Genomic DNA, 20,228 nt, shown 5'->3' on the forward strand with positions numbered 1-20,228 from the left:
AGAAAGGAAAATGACATGCAATTAGAATACCCATTGTTAGAATATACGCATAAAAATATGATTTTAACACAAGAAAAACAAGCGATTGCTTATTATCGGATTCGTTCAGAAACAGTAATGTTGACGGATAAGGAAAAGAAACAAAAAACCAAGAAAAAAGTGGCTCGAGTTTTAAAACGACTAAAAAATAGTGAAGGATTTGAAATTAATTTGTTACCTGTTAATGCCGATATCAGAGGGAAAATGGGTGCCATGCGCTCATTGGTTGATCCTGAAAATTATGCGGTAGCGGTAGACAAATTAATGAAAACTGCAGTATCTCTAGAAAATGAAATGGGAATGGTCTATGAATATGCTTGGATGATAGGTATTCCCTTAGTTAAAAAAGAAATTGCCGTTGATATCAAAGAAAATATTTCTAAAGCAATCAACCATGCAACTGAAAAGATCGTTACTGGTTTAGGGTTTGCGATTGAATTAAATGAGGCTTGGTACCAAGAATTCCAAGATCAAGAAATGGAAGTTTATCAAAATTTATCGGAATTGCTGGTGGAGCGTTTAACAGCAGAGGAGCTGTATTACTATCAAGCGTATCAGTTTTTAAAAAATATTCCTCACGAAAAACAAGAGGTGTTAGCCAGTCAAAATTTAGATAATCTGATGGCGACCAAGATCAAACCTAATTTTCAAGGGGGCTTACATTTCAATTGTGACTACGGAGAAAGCTATGTTTCCTATTTGCCAGTTGGAGATATTGGCGTATTTCTTGATGGTAACCATTTACTAGAAATCGTTCAAAAAATGCCGTTTCCTGTTGAAGTAAAGTTACAAGTCAATTTTGCTGAAAGCAAAGGGCAATTGGCGCTTTCTGGGCGTTCCAGTCGTGCACGTACTCGAACCAAAAATATTATGCAAGAAGCTCATTTGGCAGGATCAAAACAAAAACGAAAGATTGTGGAGGGACAATTAGCATTAGATGACCTAGATCAAAAAATTGATGATGGCGTTGATATCATTGACTGGACGGCTGTTTTGATTGTTTGTGGAAGTTCGAAGAAACAACTGCAAGCTCGTAAAAAATATTTAATCAATCGTTTTGATAGTTTAGGCATTCCATTAATTAAAGCTACTTTCGATGATCCTTATTTATTTCAATCCACTCTATTTGGCAATTTTATGCGTTTTAAGGAGAAACGATGGCAACATACCTGTACATTAGAAAGTTTTGCAGAATTAAATTTCTTTACTTCCTTAAAAGCAGGGACCAACCTAGGTTATTACTTTGGTCGAATTGATACCACATTGGAAGAAAAAGAAGATCGGCAAAGTATCCTGCTAAATTCAAAAAATCTGATTTATATGAACATGTTCCTAGCCAATAAACAAGATGTAATTGGTAAGAAAACCAATAACCCACATTGGGCATTGACTGGCGATACTGGTAATGGGAAATCTGTCACTGCTAAAAAGTTATTTATGGAATGTGCTACGCTCAAAGATCGAGTATTGTATATTGATCCCAAAAAAGAAATGCGTCGGCAATTTATGCGAACAATTAATGACCCTGTCTATCAGAAAAAATATCCTTTAGATACAGACTTTGTCCGCTCTTTTAATTTTGTGACTTTAGATGTTCGGGACAAGAAAAATAGAGGTGTATTGGATCCAATTGTTTTATTTGATGAAACCGAAGCGATTGCGACTGCAAAAGCAATGCTTACAAATATTTACGAAGGGATTTGGAATTTGAAGCAAAAAACAGAAATTAATGAAACAATTGCTGCAGTAGTGAAGGAGCGAAAATCTGGTAAAAAAGTTGGTTTCTGGCACGTAATCGAGCGCTTAGCTAAAAGTTCCATTCCTGATGTAGAGGATATGGGGCGTTTTTTACTTTCAACCATTAAAGAATCTATTTTAGAACTTGCTTTTTCTCATGGAGAAACCCCAGGGCTCTCTTTTGAAAAGAAAGTTACGATTTTAGAAATAGAAGATTTAGACCTACCAACCGATAAAAATGAACATATGGATGAGAATAAACGTCTATCTGTCACGCTAATGTTTGCATTAGGTACTTTTTGTTCAAAATTTGGTTCACGTAATCCTAAACAAGAAACGGTCACTTTTTTTGATGAAAGTTGGATTTTCCAATCGTCTCCAGAAGGAAAAGCCATTTTAAAATCCATGAAACGGATTGGACGTTCGTTTAATAATTTCTTGGTACTGATCACGCAATCGGTGAATGATTTGGATGATAAAGAAGATGGCACAGGCTTTGGTACCGTGATTTGTTTTGATGAAGTCCAAAATCGAGAAGGAATTTTAAGCTATTTGAATTTGCCAAATAATGAGCAGAACATGAAATGGGTATCCAATATGGTTCAGGGACAATGTCTTTTAAAAGACATGTTCAATCAAGTCAATCGTGTAGTTGTCCATGTCCTGTTTGAAGAATGGTTAGAGCTTTTTAAAACGGTTGATGATTCAGAGGCTTCGATCATGGAAAATCGTTTTGCGTTGTAGAAAGGAGGTAGGAAAATGAAGTATTTAATTGATAGTTATGATGCTTACATGACTGGTGGTGGCTTGCTTGATAAAGGATGGCAAGCGGTAAACTGGTTTTTTGTCGGTGTTCCTTTCTTCATACTGAAGCTATGTGTTTCCTTCTTCCTTTTTTGTGAAAGCGTGCTGAATCAATCGGATTTTTTTATTGGTAAACAAACTGAAACTTATGAAATGTCTGTAAAAATTTTAAAAAACTTTGGTGGCACGAGTTTTGGTTCTGGTACGTTAATGGGTCTAGCAGTCATGTTTAGTGCTTATTATCTCTTAGCAAATTTCTTTTCAAATAAACGTAATTTTTCGAAAGCTTTGCTTCATTATATTGTGGTTGTTTTATTATTTTTCGGATGGTTTGGACAGATTCAGACCAATCAAGGTACCTATAATGTGCCAACATTTTTTATTCAATCCGTTCATGCAGTAACCAAAACGATTCAACAACAATTTATCGCTGGCAATGATACTTCAAAAGAAAGTCAAAGTACCATGTTTGATGTGACCGTCAAACAAACATTTAACTATGTGAACAGTGGCTCTTTAGATGGCACAATGGCAAATGGAGAAAAATTAGAAGAAAGTAAATTATTACAAGTACCAGGATTGTCAGAAAGTGAAAAGGCTAAGTTTAAAAAAGAAAGAGAGCAATATATTGATACTTTAGAAAAAGAAAATCCTTATTTTGTGCAAGATGGTTCAAAAACAATGGAAAAAAGTTTTGCCATTTGGATCGGTGTGATTAATTTAGTCGTCTTGGCAATACCGCCCCTTTATATCAACATCTTATTGACCATTATGCAAATGGCAGTCAATTTATTAATCCTGATTTTTCCAATCATTGCTTTTGCTTCGTTCTTCCCAAAATGCCAAATGGTCATGTTTAAGTTTTTTAAAGGATTATTAGGAATCTTATTTATGCCTGTCGTTTATAGTGTGTTTTTATCCGTTTTGTATTGGATGAATCAATTAGTCGATCAAGTGTTTCTAAACGTCGCCGACACGGTTAACCAAAGTTTATTAAATGTACTTTCAGGCGGAATTGTTTTATTGGGTACAAGAATCATTATGATTGTTGTTAAAATAATTATGATAAAAACAGTCTGGAAAAATCGCTACCGTTTGTTGCGCTTTTTCTCAGATGGTCAAATCCAACAGCCAATCTTTGAAAAACAAGTCAATGAAAAAGTCAAAGAAGGGGCAACGAGAATAGGTGAAATCGGCGTAGGTACTGCGCAAGTAGCAGCTGGTGCTTATACCGGAAATTTAGGGATGGCATTAAATGGAGCAACAACTCTTTTGCCAGACAAAGCCTTAAATTTAGGCAGAGAACACTTTGTGGATGAAAATGGTCAATTTGCTGGAGTGAAACAGGGTGTTCAATCTTTATTTAAAAAAGGAGAAAATGAAGAAGTAGCACCTTCTACTTTCCAAGAAAATCAATTAAAGGACACAATAGAGCCTTTGGAAAATAAGGAAATAATCAGTGAAGAACCATTGAACGATAAAGCAATGGAAGATGTGTTCACCGAAATGGATGCGCACAATTCAGAAGTAGAACGTTCATTAGATGAAACAGATCATTTGAATTTTGAAGCATTAGAACAAGAAATTCCCCCAGAACCAGAATTGGCCGTTGACACTGACACATTAGCTACTATCGAAAGGAACGAAGAAGAGGGGAACAATGAAAAAGAAGAAACAAACGAGCCACATAGTCCTGAAATGATGGACAATCTCAATGTGACTGTTGATAATTTTGACGAATTGACATTTGAACAAGAAGAAAAAGCTTATTTTGATCATAAAGAGGATCAGGAGTTGCTAGTGAATTATGAACCACCAATGAATGAAAGGAATCAAGAAGCACTGACAATTAAAAATTTAGAAGGAGAAGATACTTTTTTTGATGCTTGGCAAGAAAGATCAATTGATGAACAAGGAGAAGTCTGGTAATTTTGTCAGTCTTCTTTTTTATTTTTAAAGAAAGTGGTGAAAAATGAAAAAAATTGCGTATGTAGTTATAGCTGCTCCTTTTCTAATTTTGTTGCCTTTCTTATTATTTCTAGTGGTCTTTTCTGCGAATCAAAATGGTGATGCTTCAGAATTTGAACCGTCAACACCTCAAGAACAAGTTGCCTTAGAGATTGCCCACTTTGTTCAAGAACATGGTGGAACAAAAGAATTTGCGGCAGCTTGGATTGGAAATATGGAACATGAGAGTGGTTTAATTCCTTCACGTATCCAGGGTGATTTACCATTTCATGACATTTGGGCGTATAACCCTAAAATTGGTGGTTATGCGTTAGGGTTAGCCCAATGGGATTTAAGTAGGAGAGTGAATTTATTAAATCAGGCAAAAGAACAAGGGAAAGATTGGCGAAATGTTGCTTTTCAGATGGATTTTGCTTGGAATCATGATGGTTCAGATAGCGAGCTATTAAAGAAAATGTCAGAAGGAACAAGTGTGGATGCTTTAGCAGTAGATATCTTAAAATATTGGGAACGTGCAGGTACAAAAGAGGATCCTGTCGAACAATTAAAACGAAAAAACAGTGCCAACAACTGGTACAAACGTCTTTTTGAAGGTTCGCTTGGTGGAGGTTCTGCCAATATCGGAGGTGGTAAAATTGACATTTTGGAAGCTGTGATGGGACAAATAATCAATGGGGGGCAATGTTATGGTTTAACCGCCTATTATGTCCAAAATCAAGGTGGACCGCAAATGATGGGTTCAGGATTTGTATATGCGGAAACTATTGGTAGTGATTATGATTGGGATAAGCATGGATGGAAAGTGATCTTTGATCCCAAGCCGTCAGAGATAAAAGAAGGTGACGTGATCAATTGGTACGCTGGGCAAAATCTTTCACCAGGAGTCTATGGACATACTGGGATTGTGGCGAGTGTCGAAAGTAAACAACGGTTGATCACCTATGAACAAAATGCCGAACAAGGACAAATTTGTGCGAAATATTCTAGGCAATGGGGAAGAGAATTTACAAAAGTCGCAAGTATCGTCAGAAAAAAATAAAAGGAGAATCAAAATGTTCTTTACACATTCAGGATTAACAAGAAGACAGATCAACCAAATTTGTGAAAAATTTCAATGCCATAAAAATGAATTTTCGGTAGGTCGGTTTGAAGATGGCTATTTAGTTACAGTTAAAAATAAAGAGTATAAAATAAAATTTTCAACAGGTAGACGCTCACAGATTGTTTATGCCAAAGCAATGGTCAGAGTACCAATTAATCAACGAAAGCAGGTAAATCAATGAAGAAAAAAGTGTTTCTTTTCGTTGGTTTTCTTTGTTTAACATTTTTTGTAGGAGCATGTGGGCAACAAGAAACAAGACAGGAAACAATAACGACTGAAGAAAGCAGACCAATCATGAGGTCTATTGAAACAGATACCACAAAAACAACTAAAGTAAATACAAAGACAGTCGAATCAACTGATCAGAAAGAAAAAACAGAAGAAAAGCAATCAACAGAACAAACCAAAGAAAAAGAAGACAACACCGTCTTATTACAAAAATACGGAGAAGCTTATGCCAATTTCAGAGACCTCAATCACCGCAACGAGAAACTAAAAGATCTCATGACGGAAGAATGTATCAAAATGAATGGCATTGATGTCAAAACCGGGAATGCTTTAGGAAGTGAAGGAAAAGTGACTTCCATTTATCAAAATGATCAAGAAGAATATGCCGTTTTATTGGACTGTATTCAAAATGGTTCTCCCATCCGTATCTTGTTATTGGCAAAAGTGGAAGATGGAAAAATTGCGGAGATGACTTATAATACGTTGAAACAGGAGTATTGATAGACTGAATGAACTATTTTTTATTTTTTTCGAAAAAATAGTTCACTTGGGAATTCGCTTTCATTCTAAAATAAAGTATCTTATTTTAGAAAGGAAAATGAAAAAAATATGGGTATATAGTTTTGTCTGTTCTTTTTTTGTAGTAGTATTATCTTTTCCTTCAGTAGTAAATGCGGAACAAAGTGTGGTAATAGGGGAAAGCCCTTCAGAGTTATTATCTCGCTCAACAAGTGGTTATTTGTACAAAAATGGTAAAATTATAAGTTATCAGCAAACAGGTAGAACATTCGTAGGAACAATAAACAAGGGGACAAAAACATGGATTAAAGGTAAAATAGAAGGAGTGATAGGTCCTGCAAAATTATCTTTAGAATTAGGACGTGAGATATCTACTTCAATGAAAGCAAAAAGATATAAAGTTACTGGGAAGGTGACTTCCAGATACGATAAGTATGATCGATACGCTAATAAAAAAATTGGTACTGTAACATATACAAATAATTTAACTTGGTACGAAGATATTGCACAGTAGTAAAACAGGAGTGATGCTTATATGGGTGTAAAAAAGTAATTTATGTTATATCATTTACTTATTTTTACTATATAGTTTTAATTTTTGGTACACGTTGGTTAATCTTTTACGATAACGATCAATTTCTATTGGGTGCTTGTTTTCTTTTATTGGGAAGTATTTTTTTTCGTAAAGTATTGTTAAATGATTTAAAAAAAATCAATTTTTTAAAATGTATTAAGTTAGTGATTATTTCCTTAATTTTAATTTTTTTATTTTTTTACATGTTATCCTATCTTTTGTTCAATCAAGGAATTGAAATAAATGATGTTTCCTTTACTTGGTTTTCAATTGTGAATGCTTTGATTTTCGCACCTTTCATTGAAGAAATAGTTAATCGATTTTGCCTGATATGTTTAAATCATTCAGCTATTATAAAATATGTAACATTATTTTTATCTTCTGTTTTATTTTCAATTGGACACCAGACCGTTTTATCCTCGAATTTTTACATGTTCTGGTCATATATAATCTTAGGATTGTGTTTGGGATACATCTATATTAAAACAAAAAATATTTGGTACTCAATAACTGTACATTTTGCTTATAACTTTATTGTCATGTTGGTTTTACTTTATTAAATTTTATTATATTTATTGAGCCGTCCTTTTATAAGGATGGCTTTTTTATTTTAACAATCAATAAATTGTCTTAGAAAGAGGTTTAACTCAGAAAATTCTAACGACTTACAAAAAGAAAAGTTTGTAAAAGAAAAGAGGGGGAGTGGTTGCAGTTATCAGAATGGAAACAGTATTTACGAAGTTCCTACACAACCATTGATAAAAAGAGTTATTTACGAACCTTTCAAACCTATTATGATCCAGTAAAAGAGAAGACGAAAAAGAAAAGTGTCAATTGGAAAGCAAAAGGTTTCAAAAGCGAAAAACAAGCGTTGCGTTATCTGAAGGAACAGATTGAAAAAGAGTTCAGAAAGTATCCAATGTTTGCTGAAGAGAACCATTGTGAAACGTTTGGTGAATTGACGATTCTTTGGTTAAAAGCTTGGTCGCCAACAGTACGTCAAACAACTGTCCAGTATCAAAAAGAAATACTTCGTCGATACCTTCAACCCCATTTTGCCGATAATCTGCGACTGCAACAACTGACTCCTTTGTTCGTGGAAGGAGCTTGGGCAGATATCTTGTTGATCCGCTCCAAACAAACCAAAACGTTTCTAGAAAAAGCCACGTTAGAAAAGATTCGTTCCTTACTTAAACAAATTCTCGCTTATGGCTACCGACATGATTTAGTCCTATTCGATTTGAATAAGATTATCTTAAAAATCCCCAATGATCGAAAAATTCCAGCGATTCAGCGTAGGAAAAAGAAATTTTTAGAAAAAGAGGAAATCCGTATACTTTTACAAGCAATCGATGAGAAATATGAAAGTAATCATGAAATCAATAAGATGGGCAAACTTTACTTGGATGTAACAGAATTTCTAATTCGAAATGGCTTGAGGATTGGTGAACTCAGTGCATTGACTATTGAAAAAGTGAATTTCTCTGCCAAAAAATTGTTAATCAATGAAGGTGTAGTGGCAGCTGGGCGAACGATTGAGCAATACATACGCAATCCACCAAAAACTATTTCCTCCATTCGAGAAATTAATTTAGACGATCGTTCTCTTACGATCATTCAAAATCGTATCCAAGTGAACGAAGAGCGACAAAAAGAGATGAAACAACGAGAAAAAGGAACTTTTATAAAGACATATCAAAGAAAAAACCAAACTGCCTATCATAAAAAGGTGAAGGCTTCCGCAAACTTTCTTTTTTCGCCCACGATTTTCCAGACACAAAATGGCACACCAGTCGTTTATCATTCCTTTAATGAGTTTATGAATGGACGTGGAAATAATAAAAAGCCAGTGAAATGCGTGAAAGATATCTTAAGAGAAAAATATCCTGCGTTTCAAAAACACGTCACGACACATACCTTTCGTTACACGCATATTTCACTTTTAGCAGAAGCAGGTGTGCCAATCAAAGCGATTATGGATCGTGTCGGGCATTCCGATATGAAAACCACACTTGAAATTTATAACCAAGTCACCAGCGCTACGAAAGAAAAAGTGATCCAAGAAGTCGATTCTTGGATTTTTTAGTGGATTTGTTTGGAAAATACGTTTAGTATGCGTATATAAGAGTGGTCGAAAATCAGTACGACTTTTCGACGTAAGGAGAAGTTATATTCATGAATGAAACAATTAATTCCATAGAGCGTAAGGTTTCTGCGTATATCCATATCCCTTTTTGTGAGCATATTTGTTATTACTGTGACTTTAATAAAGTTTTTTTGGAAGGTCAACCAGTGGATGAGTATGTGGAGATGCTTTTAAAAGAAATGAAAATTATGATAGAAAAATATCCGGTAAAGAAATTGGAGACCCTTTACGTAGGTGGGGGAACGCCGACATCTTTATCTGCCAAGCAATTAGATCGTCTATTGTCTGGAGCAAGAGATATTTTGCCTTTTGAAGATGGGAAAGAGTTTACTGTTGAGGCAAATCCTGGGGACTTAACTCAAGAAAAACTTCGAGTAATGAAAAATTATGGTGTAAATCGTTTATCTATGGGCGTTCAAACGTTTGATAATCAATTATTAAAAAAAATTGGTCGTAAACATACCGCAGAAGATGTTTACCAAACCATGCGTTTTTTAGAAGAAGAAAATTTTAGAAATGTGAGTATTGATTTGATCTATGCCTTGCCTGGACAAACATTAGCTGGATATAGAGAAACACTTCATCAAGCTTTGGCATTAGATTTGCCGCATTATTCATTGTATTCCTTGATTTTGGAAAATAAAACAATGTTTATGAATTGGGTGCGACAAGGTAGACTACAGTTTCCTGATCAAGAAACTGAAACACGCATGTTTGAAGAAACGATAGAAGCAATGGAAAAACAGAACCGCCATCAATATGAAATCAGTAATTTTGGCATGACTGGCTATGAATCACAGCATAATTTGATGTATTGGAATAATGAGCATTATTTTGGATTTGGTGCAGGGGCAAGTGGTTATCTTGAAAATAAACGTTACCGAAATAAAGGACCGATCCAACATTATTTACGTCCGTTAAGAGAAGAAAAATTACCAGTTTTAGAGATCGAAGAACTTTCAATGAAAAATCAAATAGAAGAAGAAATGTTTCTTGGTTTGAGAAAGAAAACTGGTATTTTAAAGAAGCATTTTTATGACCGTTACCATCAGACGATTGAATCTCTTTATTCAGAAGTATTGAATGATTTAGTTTATGAAGGTTTACTTGTGAATGAAGAAAAACGGATATATTTAACGCCTAAGGGTACTTTCTTAGGGAATAATGTATTTGAACGATTTTTGCTAGAAAAATAGTTGAAAAAACTAAGAAATGTTTAAGTTTGTGTATTGATTCAAGGAAATAATAAAAAATGTAGTAGTTCAAACGATAGAAAAACTTGATTTAATACCCTTTTTGAGAGAATGCTCTCTTTTTAGCACTCGCATAACTAGAGTGCTAAAAAGAGAGCTATTTTTCTTGACACACTATTCGCTTCTTGCTATATTAGTAAGTGGGTTAGCACTTAGAAACTATGAGTGCTAATGAGAGGTGAGGAAGATGTTAACACAAAGACAAAGTGATATTTTACGTCTAATCATCCAAAGCTATACGAGTAGTGGCGTGCCCGTTGGTTCCAAAACATTAATGGAAGAAGGAGTCGAGGCGAGTTCAGCAACGATTCGTAATGACATGAAAGCTTTAGAAGATGAAGGTCTATTACTTAAAACCCATTCATCCTCAGGAAGGATTCCTTCTGCGTTAGGTTATCGTCATTATGTGGATCATTTGCTTAAACCTGCTCGTGTAACAAATGATGATTTGCAGCAGATTCGGCAGTCTTTAAGTAAAGAATTTCATGAAATTAACGAGATCATTAAACAATCTGCTGAGATTTTATCCGAGCTGACTAGTTACACAACCTTCTCGTTAGGACCAGAAATCAAAGACCGCCGCTTGACTGGATTTCGCATTGTTCCTTTAAATAGTCGTCAAGTAATTGCTATTGTGGTAACAGATAAAGGAAATGTAGAAAGCCAAGTTTTTACGCTTCCTGAATACTTAGGAAGTCAAGATTTAGAAAAAATTGTTCGTATTGTTAATGATCGTTTAGTAGGCGAACCATTAATGACGGTTTACCATAAATTGCGAACGGAAATACCAATGATCTTGCATAAGTACTTTCAGACTACTGAAGGGATATCTAATCTTTTTGACACGGTACTCGGGCATGCGTTTGAAGACAAAATTTATGTAAGTGGGCAAATGAATCTGTTAGATTATGAACCCCATCAAGATCTTGATCAATTCAAATCAATGTTTTCGTTTATGACAGACACTTATGAATTAACACAAATGATTGTTCCAACAGACAGTAACATTCATATTAAAATTGGCTCTGAATTAGGAAATGATCTTTTGCAAAATATGAGTATGATTCAAGCAAGTTATGAGATTACTGGGCACGGTCGAGGTACAATAGCATTGCTAGGACCAACAAATATGCCTTATTCTAAAATGTTGGGTTTGGTGGATGTTTATCGTCAAGAATTAGCAATGAAACTTGCTGATTATTATCGATCACTTGATTTGTCTGGTTCATAATGTATGAAACAAATAACTGACTGAATAACGAAAGGGAGAGTGTATCGTGAAAGAAAACCAAGAAGAGTTAGATAAAGAAGTAACGGATGTGCAAGAAGATATCGAAATCGATACGGAAGCTACAGAGGACTCAGGGGTTTCTGATGTCGAAGCAGAAGAATTCGAGCTGATAAATTTAAAAGCGGAACTTGAAGAAATGGAAGATAAGTTCTTGCGTGCCCGTGCAGAGATTGCTAACATGGCAAATCGTGGGAAAAATGAACGGGAACAATTACAAAAATATCGTTCACAAGATTTAGCAAAAAAATTATTACCTTCCATTGATAACTTGGAACGTGCTTTGGCAACTGATGTATCAGACGACCATGGAGCAAGTTTAAAAAAAGGTGTCGAAATGGTATTAGAAAGTCTTAAACAAGCACTTAAAGAAGAAGGAATCGAAAAAATTCCTGCAAAAGGTGAGGCTTTTGATCCGAATCTTCATCAAGCAGTTCAAACAGTGCCTGCAACCGAGGAACTTTCGGCTGATACAATTGTCGAAGTATTGCAAGAAGGATACAAACTACATGACCGTGTATTAAGACCAACGATGGTAATTGTCGCACAATAAAGTCATAATATAGATAGAATAATAATTGAAATAAGGAGACGTTAATTATGAGTAAAATTATCGGTATTGACTTAGGTACAACAAACTCAGCTGTTGCTGTTTTAGAAGGAAATGAAGCAAAAATCATCGCAAATCCAGAAGGTAATCGTACAACTCCTTCTGTTGTCTCATTTAAAAATGGTGAAATCCAAGTAGGAGAAGTTGCAAAACGTCAAGCAGTAACAAATCCAAATACAATTTCTTCCATCAAACGCCACATTGGTGAAGCTGGATACAAAGTAGAAGTAGAAGGAAAATCATATACACCTCAAGAAATTTCTGCTATGATTCTGCAATATATCAAAGGATTTGCTGAAGATTATTTAGGTGAAAAAGTTGAAAAAGCGGTGATCACTGTTCCTGCTTATTTCAATGATGCGCAACGTCAAGCAACAAAAGATGCGGGTAAAATTGCTGGGTTAGAAGTAGAACGTATCGTTAACGAACCAACTGCAGCAGCGCTTGCTTACGGTTTAGATAAAACTGATCGTGATGAAAAAATCTTAGTATTTGACCTTGGTGGTGGTACATTTGACGTATCAATCCTTGAATTAGGTGATGGTGTGTTTGATGTGTTGTCTACTGCTGGTGATAACCATCTAGGTGGGGATGATTTTGATAACAAAATCATTGATTATATGGTAGCTGAATTTAAAAAAGAAAACAGCATTGATCTTTCGCAAGATAAAATGGCTTTACAACGTTTGAAAGATGCAGCTGAAAAAGCGAAAAAAGATTTATCTGGTGTCTCAAGTACACAAATTAGCTTGCCATTTATCACTGCAGGTGATGCTGGACCATTGCATTTAGAAATGACATTGACTCGTGCTAAATTTGATGAATTGACAGCTGATTTAGTAGAACGTACAAAAATTCCTGTTCGCCAAGCGTTAAAAGATGCTGGGTTGTCACAATCTGAAATTGATGAAGTGATTTTGGTTGGTGGTTCCACACGTATTCCAGCAGTTGTTGAAGCTGTAAGAAAAGAAACTGGTAAAGAACCAAATAAATCAGTGAATCCCGATGAAGTAGTAGCGATGGGAGCTGCAATCCAAGGTGGAGTGATCACTGGGGACGTAAAAGACGTTGTCTTGCTTGACGTTACACCATTATCATTAGGTATTGAAACAATGGGTGGTGTCTTTACTAAATTAATTGACCGTAATACAACAATCCCTACAAGTAAATCACAAGTGTTCTCAACAGCTGCAGATAATCAACCTGCTGTAGACATTCATGTTTTACAAGGGGAACGTCCAATGGCTGCTGACAACAAAACATTAGGAAGATTCCAATTGACAGATATTCCGGCAGCACCACGTGGTATCCCACAAATCGAAGTAACTTTTGATATTGACAAAAACGGTATCGTTAATGTTTCAGCAAAAGATTTAGGAACCCAAAAAGAACAAAAAATCACTATCAAATCGTCTTCAGGTTTAACGGATGATGAAATCGAACGTATGGTGAAAGATGCTGAAGCAAACGCTGAAGCGGACAAAGCTCGTAAAGAAGAAGTTGATTTGCGTAATGACGTAGATGCCTTACTATTCTCTGTTGACAAAACACTAAAAGAATTAGAAGGTAAAGTGGACGAAGAAGAAGTGAAGAAAGCAGAAACAGCTCGCGATGAATTGAAAGCAGCTGTAGAAGCAAATAATATCGAAGAAATGAAAACAAAACGTGATGCCTTGAATGAAATCGTTCAAAATCTTACAGTGAAATTATACGAACAAGCTGCGCAACAACAAGCACAAGAAAATCCAGAAGCAGCTCAAGGTGGCGCAGATGATGTAGTAGATGCTGACTTTGAAGAAGTCGATGGAGACGATAAAAAATAATTCACTCATCAAAGTAGACGCAATTAGACTATCTTTTGATCAATGACAAGTTTCGGGTAAAGGGTAAGGGTGACTCTTTATCTAGACTTGTTAATAGAAAATGAAGGTCTTTGAACGCTTCATTAGGCAGTGGTTGCTAAGAATAGCTGGGTCTATAAAGAGGGGATTTAAAATTATTGTTTTTATCGATCTGTATTTTTAGAACTACTCATGTTTAAAGCCAAAGTTGCTACTTTGGCTTTTTCTTTTGAAAATACTACAAAGTTGCAGTTTTGGTTTTAGTAAAAATATGATATGATAACAAGCGACGTGGAAATGATGAGAACCAATAGGAGGAAAGCCTATGGCAACAAAACGTGATTATTACGAAGTCTTAGGACTCTCAAAAGGAGCTTCTGAAGACGAAATTAAAAAAGCTTATCGCAAGCTATCAAAAAAGTATCATCCAGATATTAACAAAGAATCTGATGCAGAAGAAAAATTTAAAGAAGTATCGGAAGCTTATGAAATTTTGAGTGACCCACAAAAGCGTGCAGCATATGACCAATATGGACATGCTGGCACAGATCCAAATTATGGAGCTGGTGGAGCCGGTGGTGGCTTTGGCGGTTTTGGTGGATTTTCTAGTGGTGGCTTCGGTGGTTTTGAAGATATCTTTGATTCATTCTTTGGCGGTGGCGGTCGTACAGTGGACCCCAATGCACCTAGACAAGGAGCCGATTTACAATATACAGTAGATTTATCTTTTGAAGAAGCTATTTTTGGCGTGGAAAAAGAAATTAAGTACAACCGTGAAGAAACCTGCCATACGTGTCATGGTAATGGAGCAAAACCAGGAACGCAACCAACCACTTGTCATAAGTGTCATGGATCAGGAACAATTAATGTTGAACGTCAAACACCTCTTGGACGTGTGATGAGTCGTCAAACTTGTGATGTTTGTCATGGCACAGGGAAAGAGATAAAAGAACCTTGTCCAACTTGTCATGGCTCTGGTCATGAAAAGAAAGCACATTCTGTAAAAGTGAATGTACCAGCCGGTGTGGAAGAAGGCCAACAAATGCGTTTGGCAGGACAAGGTGAAGCAGGAGAAAACGGAGGGCCATTTGGGGATTTATATGTGGTATTCCGTGTAGAAGAAAGTGATATTTTTGATCGTGATGGCTCTGAAATTTATTATGAATTGCCATTAAGCTTTGTTCAAGCAGCGTTAGGGGATGAAGTACAGGTTCCAACGGTTCATGGGGATGTGAAATTAAAAATTCCTGCTGGAACGCAAACCGGTACGAACTTCCGTTTAAGAGGTAAGGGAGCGCCTAAACTTCGTGGTGGAGCAACTGGCGACCAGCATGTGAAAGTAAAATTAATCACACCTAAAAACTTAAATGAACAGCAACGTGAAGCGCTACGTGCATTTGCAGCTGCTGGAGGAATGAAAGTAGAAGAGCAACAAGAAGATGGTTTCTTTGATAAAGTCAAAGATGCTTTTGGCGGTAAGAAAAGAAAATAAAAAGAGCAAATCGATGAGTAAGTATACTTGTCGATTTGCTCTTTTTAATTCTTGCTTTTAAGAGGTAAAGCTAAATTTTTCCTCTTTTTTCTTTTTGTAAGTTAAATATCTAATACTTTATCTAAGAAATCTTTTGTTCGTACGTTTTGTGGGTGTTCAAAAATTTGTTGAGGCGTGCCATCTTCAAGGAAATTACCACCATCAATAAACATGACGCGGTTGGCAACTTCTTTGGCAAAACCCATTTCGTGTGTAACGATGACCATGGTCATCCCTTGTTTAGCTAATTTTTTCATAACGTTTAGTACGTCGCCAACCATTTCGGGATCCAGCGCAGAAGTCGGTTCATCAAAGAGCATGATATCGGGATTCATTGCTAAAGCTCGTGCAATCGCAACTCGTTGTTTTTGTCCCCCGGAAAGCATTTCTGGGTACATGTCTTTTTTATCTTCGAGACCGACAGTTTGTAATAGTTTAACTGCTTTTTTTTCTGCTTCTTCTTTTGACTCTTTCTTCAAATCCATTGGAGCTAAAGTAATGTTTTCTAGCACGGATAAATGAGGAAAAAGATTGAAATGTTGAAAGACCATACCAATATGTTGTCTGATTAAATTGATATCGGTATTCTTATCCATTAAATGTGCGCCATCGATGATAATTTCGCCGTCTGTTGGTTCTTCCAATCGATTCAAACATCGTAAAAATGTACTTTTTCCTGAACCCGAAGGACCAATAATGCAGACAACCTCTCCTTCGTTGATCGAAACGTTGATATCGTTTAAAACAGTATTGTCTCCATATTTTTTTACAAGATGTTCCACTAAAATTTTTTCTGCCATCTTATTTCACCTTCTTTTCTAAAACTTTCGCTAATTTTGTTAGAATCGTAATTAAGATCAAATACATGATAGCGATGATGAGGTAAACATACGTACTCTGTGTCGTGCGTGCCACGATTATTTTTCCGGTTTGTAACAGTTCTACTACGCCAATCGCTGAAATAATCGTTGTATCTTTTAAAGAAATAACAAACTGATTGACGAAAGAAGGCAACATAATTTTAATTGCTTGTGGGAGAATAATCTTTTGCATTGTCCGATTGTAAGAAAGTCCTAAACTGCGAGAGGCTTCCATTTGCCCAACTGGCACAGCCTTAATTCCACCACGAACGATTTCGGCAATATAAGCACTTGCATTCAAGGTAAGTGTGATGACTCCAGCAATAAAGTCTGGGATAGTAAAGCCAACAATACCTGGTAAGCCAAAGAAAATAAAGAATGCAAGAACCATCATTGGAATACCACGGATAATATCAACATAAATCGTAGCGATCGTTCGTAACGCCTTAATCGGTGCGACGCTAAATAAACCAAAAATGACTCCGACAATTAAAGCTAAAGCAAATGAAATCAATGTCAGTAAAATAGTTTTCCATAATCCTTTAAGTAAAGATTTATAGTTGTTTTGTAATACACTTATTAACGTTGATTCGTTTTTTTGATTAGCGGTGGTATTAGTATCAGTTGAAATGTATTTGTCAAGAATTTTATCGTATTTACCTGTCCGTTTTAATTCTTTTAGACCTTCATTGAACATTTGTAAAAGTTCAGGATTTTGCCCTTTTTTGACAGCAAAAGCATATTGACCGCCAGATTCTTTGGCGATGGGAGTTGCTAATTCTTGCCCGTTTTTAATGGCGTATCCAATGACAGGATAATCATCCATCATGGCATCAATGGCTCCGACTTTTAGACCATCGTATAGTTGATCAGCAGCATCAAAGTATTTGATCGTATAGCCATATTGATTTTCATGGGCACTTAAAAAATCAGCACTTTCAGTTCCCACTTTGGCGCCAACTTTTTTTCCTTTTAGATCCTTGTAAGAATTAATTGATTTGTCGCCTTTTTTTACAGCGATTTGGATGCCACTATCAAAGTAAGGGTCTGAGAAATCGTAGCTTCTCTTACGCTCGTCAGTAACGGTCATGCCTGAGATTACTCCGTCAGCTTGTCCTGAATCTAGTGCTTGTAAAGCGGCAGAAAAACCGCGATAATCCATGCGTACGGTGAAACCTTGTAGCTTAGCAATTTCTTCCATTAAGCGAACATCGATGCCTTCGTATTTGCCTTCAGCGTTCTGAAACTCAAAGGGAGCGAAAGCAGAATCGCTAGCAATCACATAAGTCTCTTTTTTGGGTTCTATTTTTTTCATTGTTTCGCTTGTACTTGACTCTTCTATATTTTTATCATCTGCATGCACAGAGGTGCTAAGTACAAATGTAATAAGTCCTATCATTATGAAAATAATGGGATGAAACAAATGCTTTTTTTTCATAATCAGCCTCCTAAAAATAAATAATTTTTCATATTTTTTTATTATAAGTGAAAAGTAATAATTGTTACAAGTTGAGGACATTGAAAACATAAAAATAATCATCTGTTTGTTACAATCTATGTGATAAAATATAACATACGATGGTTGTTGTTTTGCTTTTAACAAGAGAACACAACGTTGGCGAAAGTATGTTCGGTGTGGTATAATAGTCAAATAAGGAATGCCTTTGCTTTCCTTTTCTTTTTTGTGGTCGTAAAATGAAGAGGAAAGAACGAAAAGGAGGATGAAAAATGATAGAAAGAGATACCTCCCGACACTTTGAATTGGTGTCAAAATATCAACCAGCAGGCGATCAACCTGAGGCGATCAACCAATTAGTGGATGGTGTCATTGAAGGGAAAAAAGCACAGATACTTCTAGGAGCAACGGGAACTGGGAAAACTTATACTGTTTCGAATCTAATCGAAAAAGTAAATAAGCCAACACTGATTATTGCTCATAACAAAACACTCGCTGGACAACTGTATGGAGAATTTAAAGAATTTTTTCCTAACAATGCCGTTGAATACTTTGTTTCTTATTATGATTACTATCAACCGGAAGCTTATGTTCCTTCTAGTGATACTTATATTGAAAAAGATTCTAGCGTAAATGACGAAATTGATAAATTACGACATTCGGCGACTAGTTCATTACTGGAGCGAAATGATGTGATCGTCATTGCTTCTGTTTCTTGTATTTTTGGGTTAGGGTCACCTTTTGAGTACCAAAAACAAGTTGTTTCCATTAGAAAGGGAGCTGAAATTGATCGTAATCAATTGATTCGTGAGCTTGTTAGTATCCAGTTTGAACGAAATGATATTGATTTTCAGCGCGGTCGTTTTCGAGTGCGTGGTGATGTCGTGGAAATCTTTCCGGCCTCTCGTGATGAACGTGCGCTACGTGTTGAATTTTTTGGAGATGAAGTCGAAAGAATCCGCGAAGTGAATGCGTTGACAGGCGAAGTATTAGGGGAGACAGAACACGTAGCCATCTTTCCGGCCACCCACTTCGTGACGGATGATGAACATATGGAGCAAGCTGTCGGGAATATTAAAACAGAGTTGGAACAACGTTTAATGGTTCTACGAAATGAAAATAAATTACTTGAAGCCCAACGGTTGGAGCAACGAACAAATTATGATATCGAAATGATGTTAGAGATGGGCTATACTTCTGGAATTGAAAATTACTCACGCCATATGGATGGCCGTAAAGAAGGGGAACCCCCTTATACATTGCTTGATTTCTTTCCTGAGGATTCGTTGATTGTTATTGATGAATCACATGTGACGATGCCGCAGATCCGTGGCATGTACAATGGTGACCGAGCAAGAAAACAAATGTTAGTAGATTACGGTTTTCGATTACCATCCGCTTTAGATAATCGTCCATTGCGACTAGAGGAATTTGAAAAGCATGTGAACCAAATCGTTTACGTTTCTGCTACACCAGGGCCTTATGAATATGAACAAACAGATACGGTTATTCAACAAATCATTCGTCCAACTGGTCTGTTAGATCCGTTAATTGAAGTACGTCCAATCATGGGGCAAATCGATGATCTTGTAGGAGAAATCAATGAACGTGTAGAAAAAGATCAGCGTGTATTTGTTACAACTTTAACCAAGAAAATGTCAGAAGATTTGACCGACTATTTCAAAGAATTAGGAATTAAAGTTAGATATCTTCATAGTGACATCAAAACGTTAGAGCGGACTGAAATTATTCGTGACCTTCGTTTAGGTGAATTTGACGTACTTGTCGGAATTAATTTATTGCGTGAAGGACTTGACGTACCAGAAGTATCTCTTGTCGCTATTTTAGATGCCGATAAAGAAGGTTTTTTACGTAGCGAACGTTCTTTAGTGCAAACAATTGGTCGGGCTGCGCGAAATGCTGAAGGGAAAGTGATTATGTACGCGGATAAAGTGACCGACTCGATGCAAAAAGCGATTGACGAAACAGCCAGACGACGAAGTATTCAAGAACGATACAATCAAGAACATGGCATTGTGCCAAAAACGATCATTAAAGAGATTCGTGATTTAATCTCAATTACGAAAGAATCAGAGGATGAGGCCAAAGAAACCGTTCAAGTATCGTATGAAGAAATGTCTAGAGAAGAAAAAGCAACCTTATTAATGAAATTAGAAAAAGAAATGAAAGATGCTGCTAAAGCGTTAGATTTCGAGACAGCCGCAAATGTACGAGACATGATTCTTGAATTAAAGGCTTCAGAGTAGGGGGA

General features: G+C 36.1%; 16 protein-coding genes. 14 read left to right on the forward strand and 2 right to left on the reverse strand.

What is annotated here, in order from left to right; genetic code table 11:
- Positions 1 to 15 precede the first annotated feature (15 nt).
- The 13 genes from EVI01_RS01455 (at position 16) to dnaJ (ending at position 15,601) form a co-directional block, all read left to right on the forward strand.
- Positions 16 to 2,520, forward strand: a complete 2,505-nt coding sequence (locus EVI01_RS01455; protein WP_010752076.1) for an ATP-binding protein — start codon at positions 16 to 18, stop codon at positions 2,518 to 2,520.
- A 15-nt stretch (positions 2,521 to 2,535) separates the two neighbouring features.
- Positions 2,536 to 4,509: a hypothetical protein gene (locus EVI01_RS01460; RefSeq protein WP_010752075.1), complete on the forward strand. Its 1,974-nt coding sequence runs from the start codon at positions 2,536 to 2,538 to the stop codon at positions 4,507 to 4,509.
- A gap of 43 nt (positions 4,510 to 4,552) precedes the next feature.
- Positions 4,553 to 5,587 (forward strand): phage tail tip lysozyme, encoded by a 1,035-nt coding sequence (locus EVI01_RS01465; protein ID WP_010752074.1) that lies wholly within the window; start codon positions 4,553 to 4,555, stop codon positions 5,585 to 5,587.
- A 13-nt stretch (positions 5,588 to 5,600) separates the two neighbouring features.
- Positions 5,601 to 5,831: a hypothetical protein gene (locus EVI01_RS01470; RefSeq protein WP_010752073.1), complete on the forward strand. Its 231-nt coding sequence runs from the start codon at positions 5,601 to 5,603 to the stop codon at positions 5,829 to 5,831.
- Entirely contained in the window at positions 5,828 to 6,379 is a 552-nt protein-coding gene (locus tag EVI01_RS01475; RefSeq protein ID WP_010752072.1) for an EF0163 family protein, read from the forward strand. The genes EVI01_RS01470 and EVI01_RS01475 overlap by 4 nt, the downstream gene beginning before the upstream one ends.
- A 97-nt stretch (positions 6,380 to 6,476) precedes the next feature.
- Positions 6,477 to 6,911, forward strand: a complete 435-nt coding sequence (locus EVI01_RS01480; RefSeq protein WP_010752071.1) for an LMxysn_1693 family intestinal colonization protein — start codon at positions 6,477 to 6,479, stop codon at positions 6,909 to 6,911.
- 263 nt (positions 6,912 to 7,174) lie between these two features.
- On the forward strand, positions 7,175 to 7,531 hold the full coding sequence (locus tag EVI01_RS14250) for a CPBP family intramembrane glutamic endopeptidase (protein WP_146811494.1): 357 nt from the start codon (positions 7,175 to 7,177) through the stop codon (positions 7,529 to 7,531).
- A 146-nt stretch (positions 7,532 to 7,677) separates the two neighbouring features.
- Complete coding sequence (locus EVI01_RS01490; RefSeq protein WP_010752070.1) at positions 7,678 to 9,057, forward strand: tyrosine-type recombinase/integrase; 1,380 nt, start codon at positions 7,678 to 7,680, stop codon at positions 9,055 to 9,057.
- 89 nt (positions 9,058 to 9,146) lie between these two features.
- Positions 9,147 to 10,313: a radical SAM family heme chaperone HemW gene (hemW, locus tag EVI01_RS01495; protein WP_010752069.1), complete on the forward strand. Its 1,167-nt coding sequence runs from the start codon at positions 9,147 to 9,149 to the stop codon at positions 10,311 to 10,313.
- A gap of 244 nt (positions 10,314 to 10,557) precedes the next feature.
- Positions 10,558 to 11,601 (forward strand): heat-inducible transcriptional repressor HrcA, encoded by a 1,044-nt coding sequence (hrcA, locus tag EVI01_RS01500; RefSeq protein WP_010752068.1) that lies wholly within the window; start codon positions 10,558 to 10,560, stop codon positions 11,599 to 11,601.
- Between the two features lie 46 nt (positions 11,602 to 11,647).
- Complete coding sequence (gene grpE, locus EVI01_RS01505; protein WP_010752067.1) at positions 11,648 to 12,211, forward strand: nucleotide exchange factor GrpE; 564 nt, start codon at positions 11,648 to 11,650, stop codon at positions 12,209 to 12,211.
- A 47-nt stretch (positions 12,212 to 12,258) separates the two neighbouring features.
- Complete coding sequence (gene dnaK / locus EVI01_RS01510) at positions 12,259 to 14,091, forward strand: molecular chaperone DnaK (RefSeq protein ID WP_010752066.1); 1,833 nt, start codon at positions 12,259 to 12,261, stop codon at positions 14,089 to 14,091.
- Between the two features lie 343 nt (positions 14,092 to 14,434).
- Positions 14,435 to 15,601 carry a molecular chaperone DnaJ gene (gene dnaJ, locus EVI01_RS01515; protein ID WP_010752065.1) on the forward strand — a complete coding sequence of 389 codons (1,167 nt, stop codon included), beginning with the start codon at positions 14,435 to 14,437 and terminating at the stop codon, positions 15,599 to 15,601.
- Positions 15,602 to 15,702: 101 nt separating this feature from the next.
- Here the strand turns inward: dnaJ and EVI01_RS01520 are convergent, their stop codons facing one another.
- Positions 15,703 to 16,440: an amino acid ABC transporter ATP-binding protein gene (locus tag EVI01_RS01520; RefSeq protein WP_010752064.1), complete on the reverse strand. Its 738-nt coding sequence runs from the start codon at positions 16,438 to 16,440 to the stop codon at positions 15,703 to 15,705.
- Position 16,441: 1 nt separating this feature from the next.
- Positions 16,442 to 18,040: an amino acid ABC transporter substrate-binding protein/permease gene (locus EVI01_RS01525; protein ID WP_371171746.1), complete on the reverse strand. Its 1,599-nt coding sequence runs from the start codon at positions 18,038 to 18,040 to the stop codon at positions 16,442 to 16,444.
- A gap of 188 nt (positions 18,041 to 18,228) precedes the next feature.
- Between EVI01_RS01525 and uvrB the strand changes: the two genes are divergently transcribed.
- Positions 18,229 to 20,223 carry an excinuclease ABC subunit UvrB gene (uvrB, locus tag EVI01_RS01530; RefSeq protein ID WP_010752062.1) on the forward strand — a complete coding sequence of 665 codons (1,995 nt, stop codon included), beginning with the start codon at positions 18,229 to 18,231 and terminating at the stop codon, positions 20,221 to 20,223.
- Positions 20,224 to 20,228: the final 5 nt, after the last annotated feature.

It is taken from the genome of Enterococcus villorum (genome assembly GCF_007990225.1).
GTDB lineage: Bacteria > Bacillota > Bacilli > Lactobacillales > Enterococcaceae > Enterococcus_B > Enterococcus_B villorum.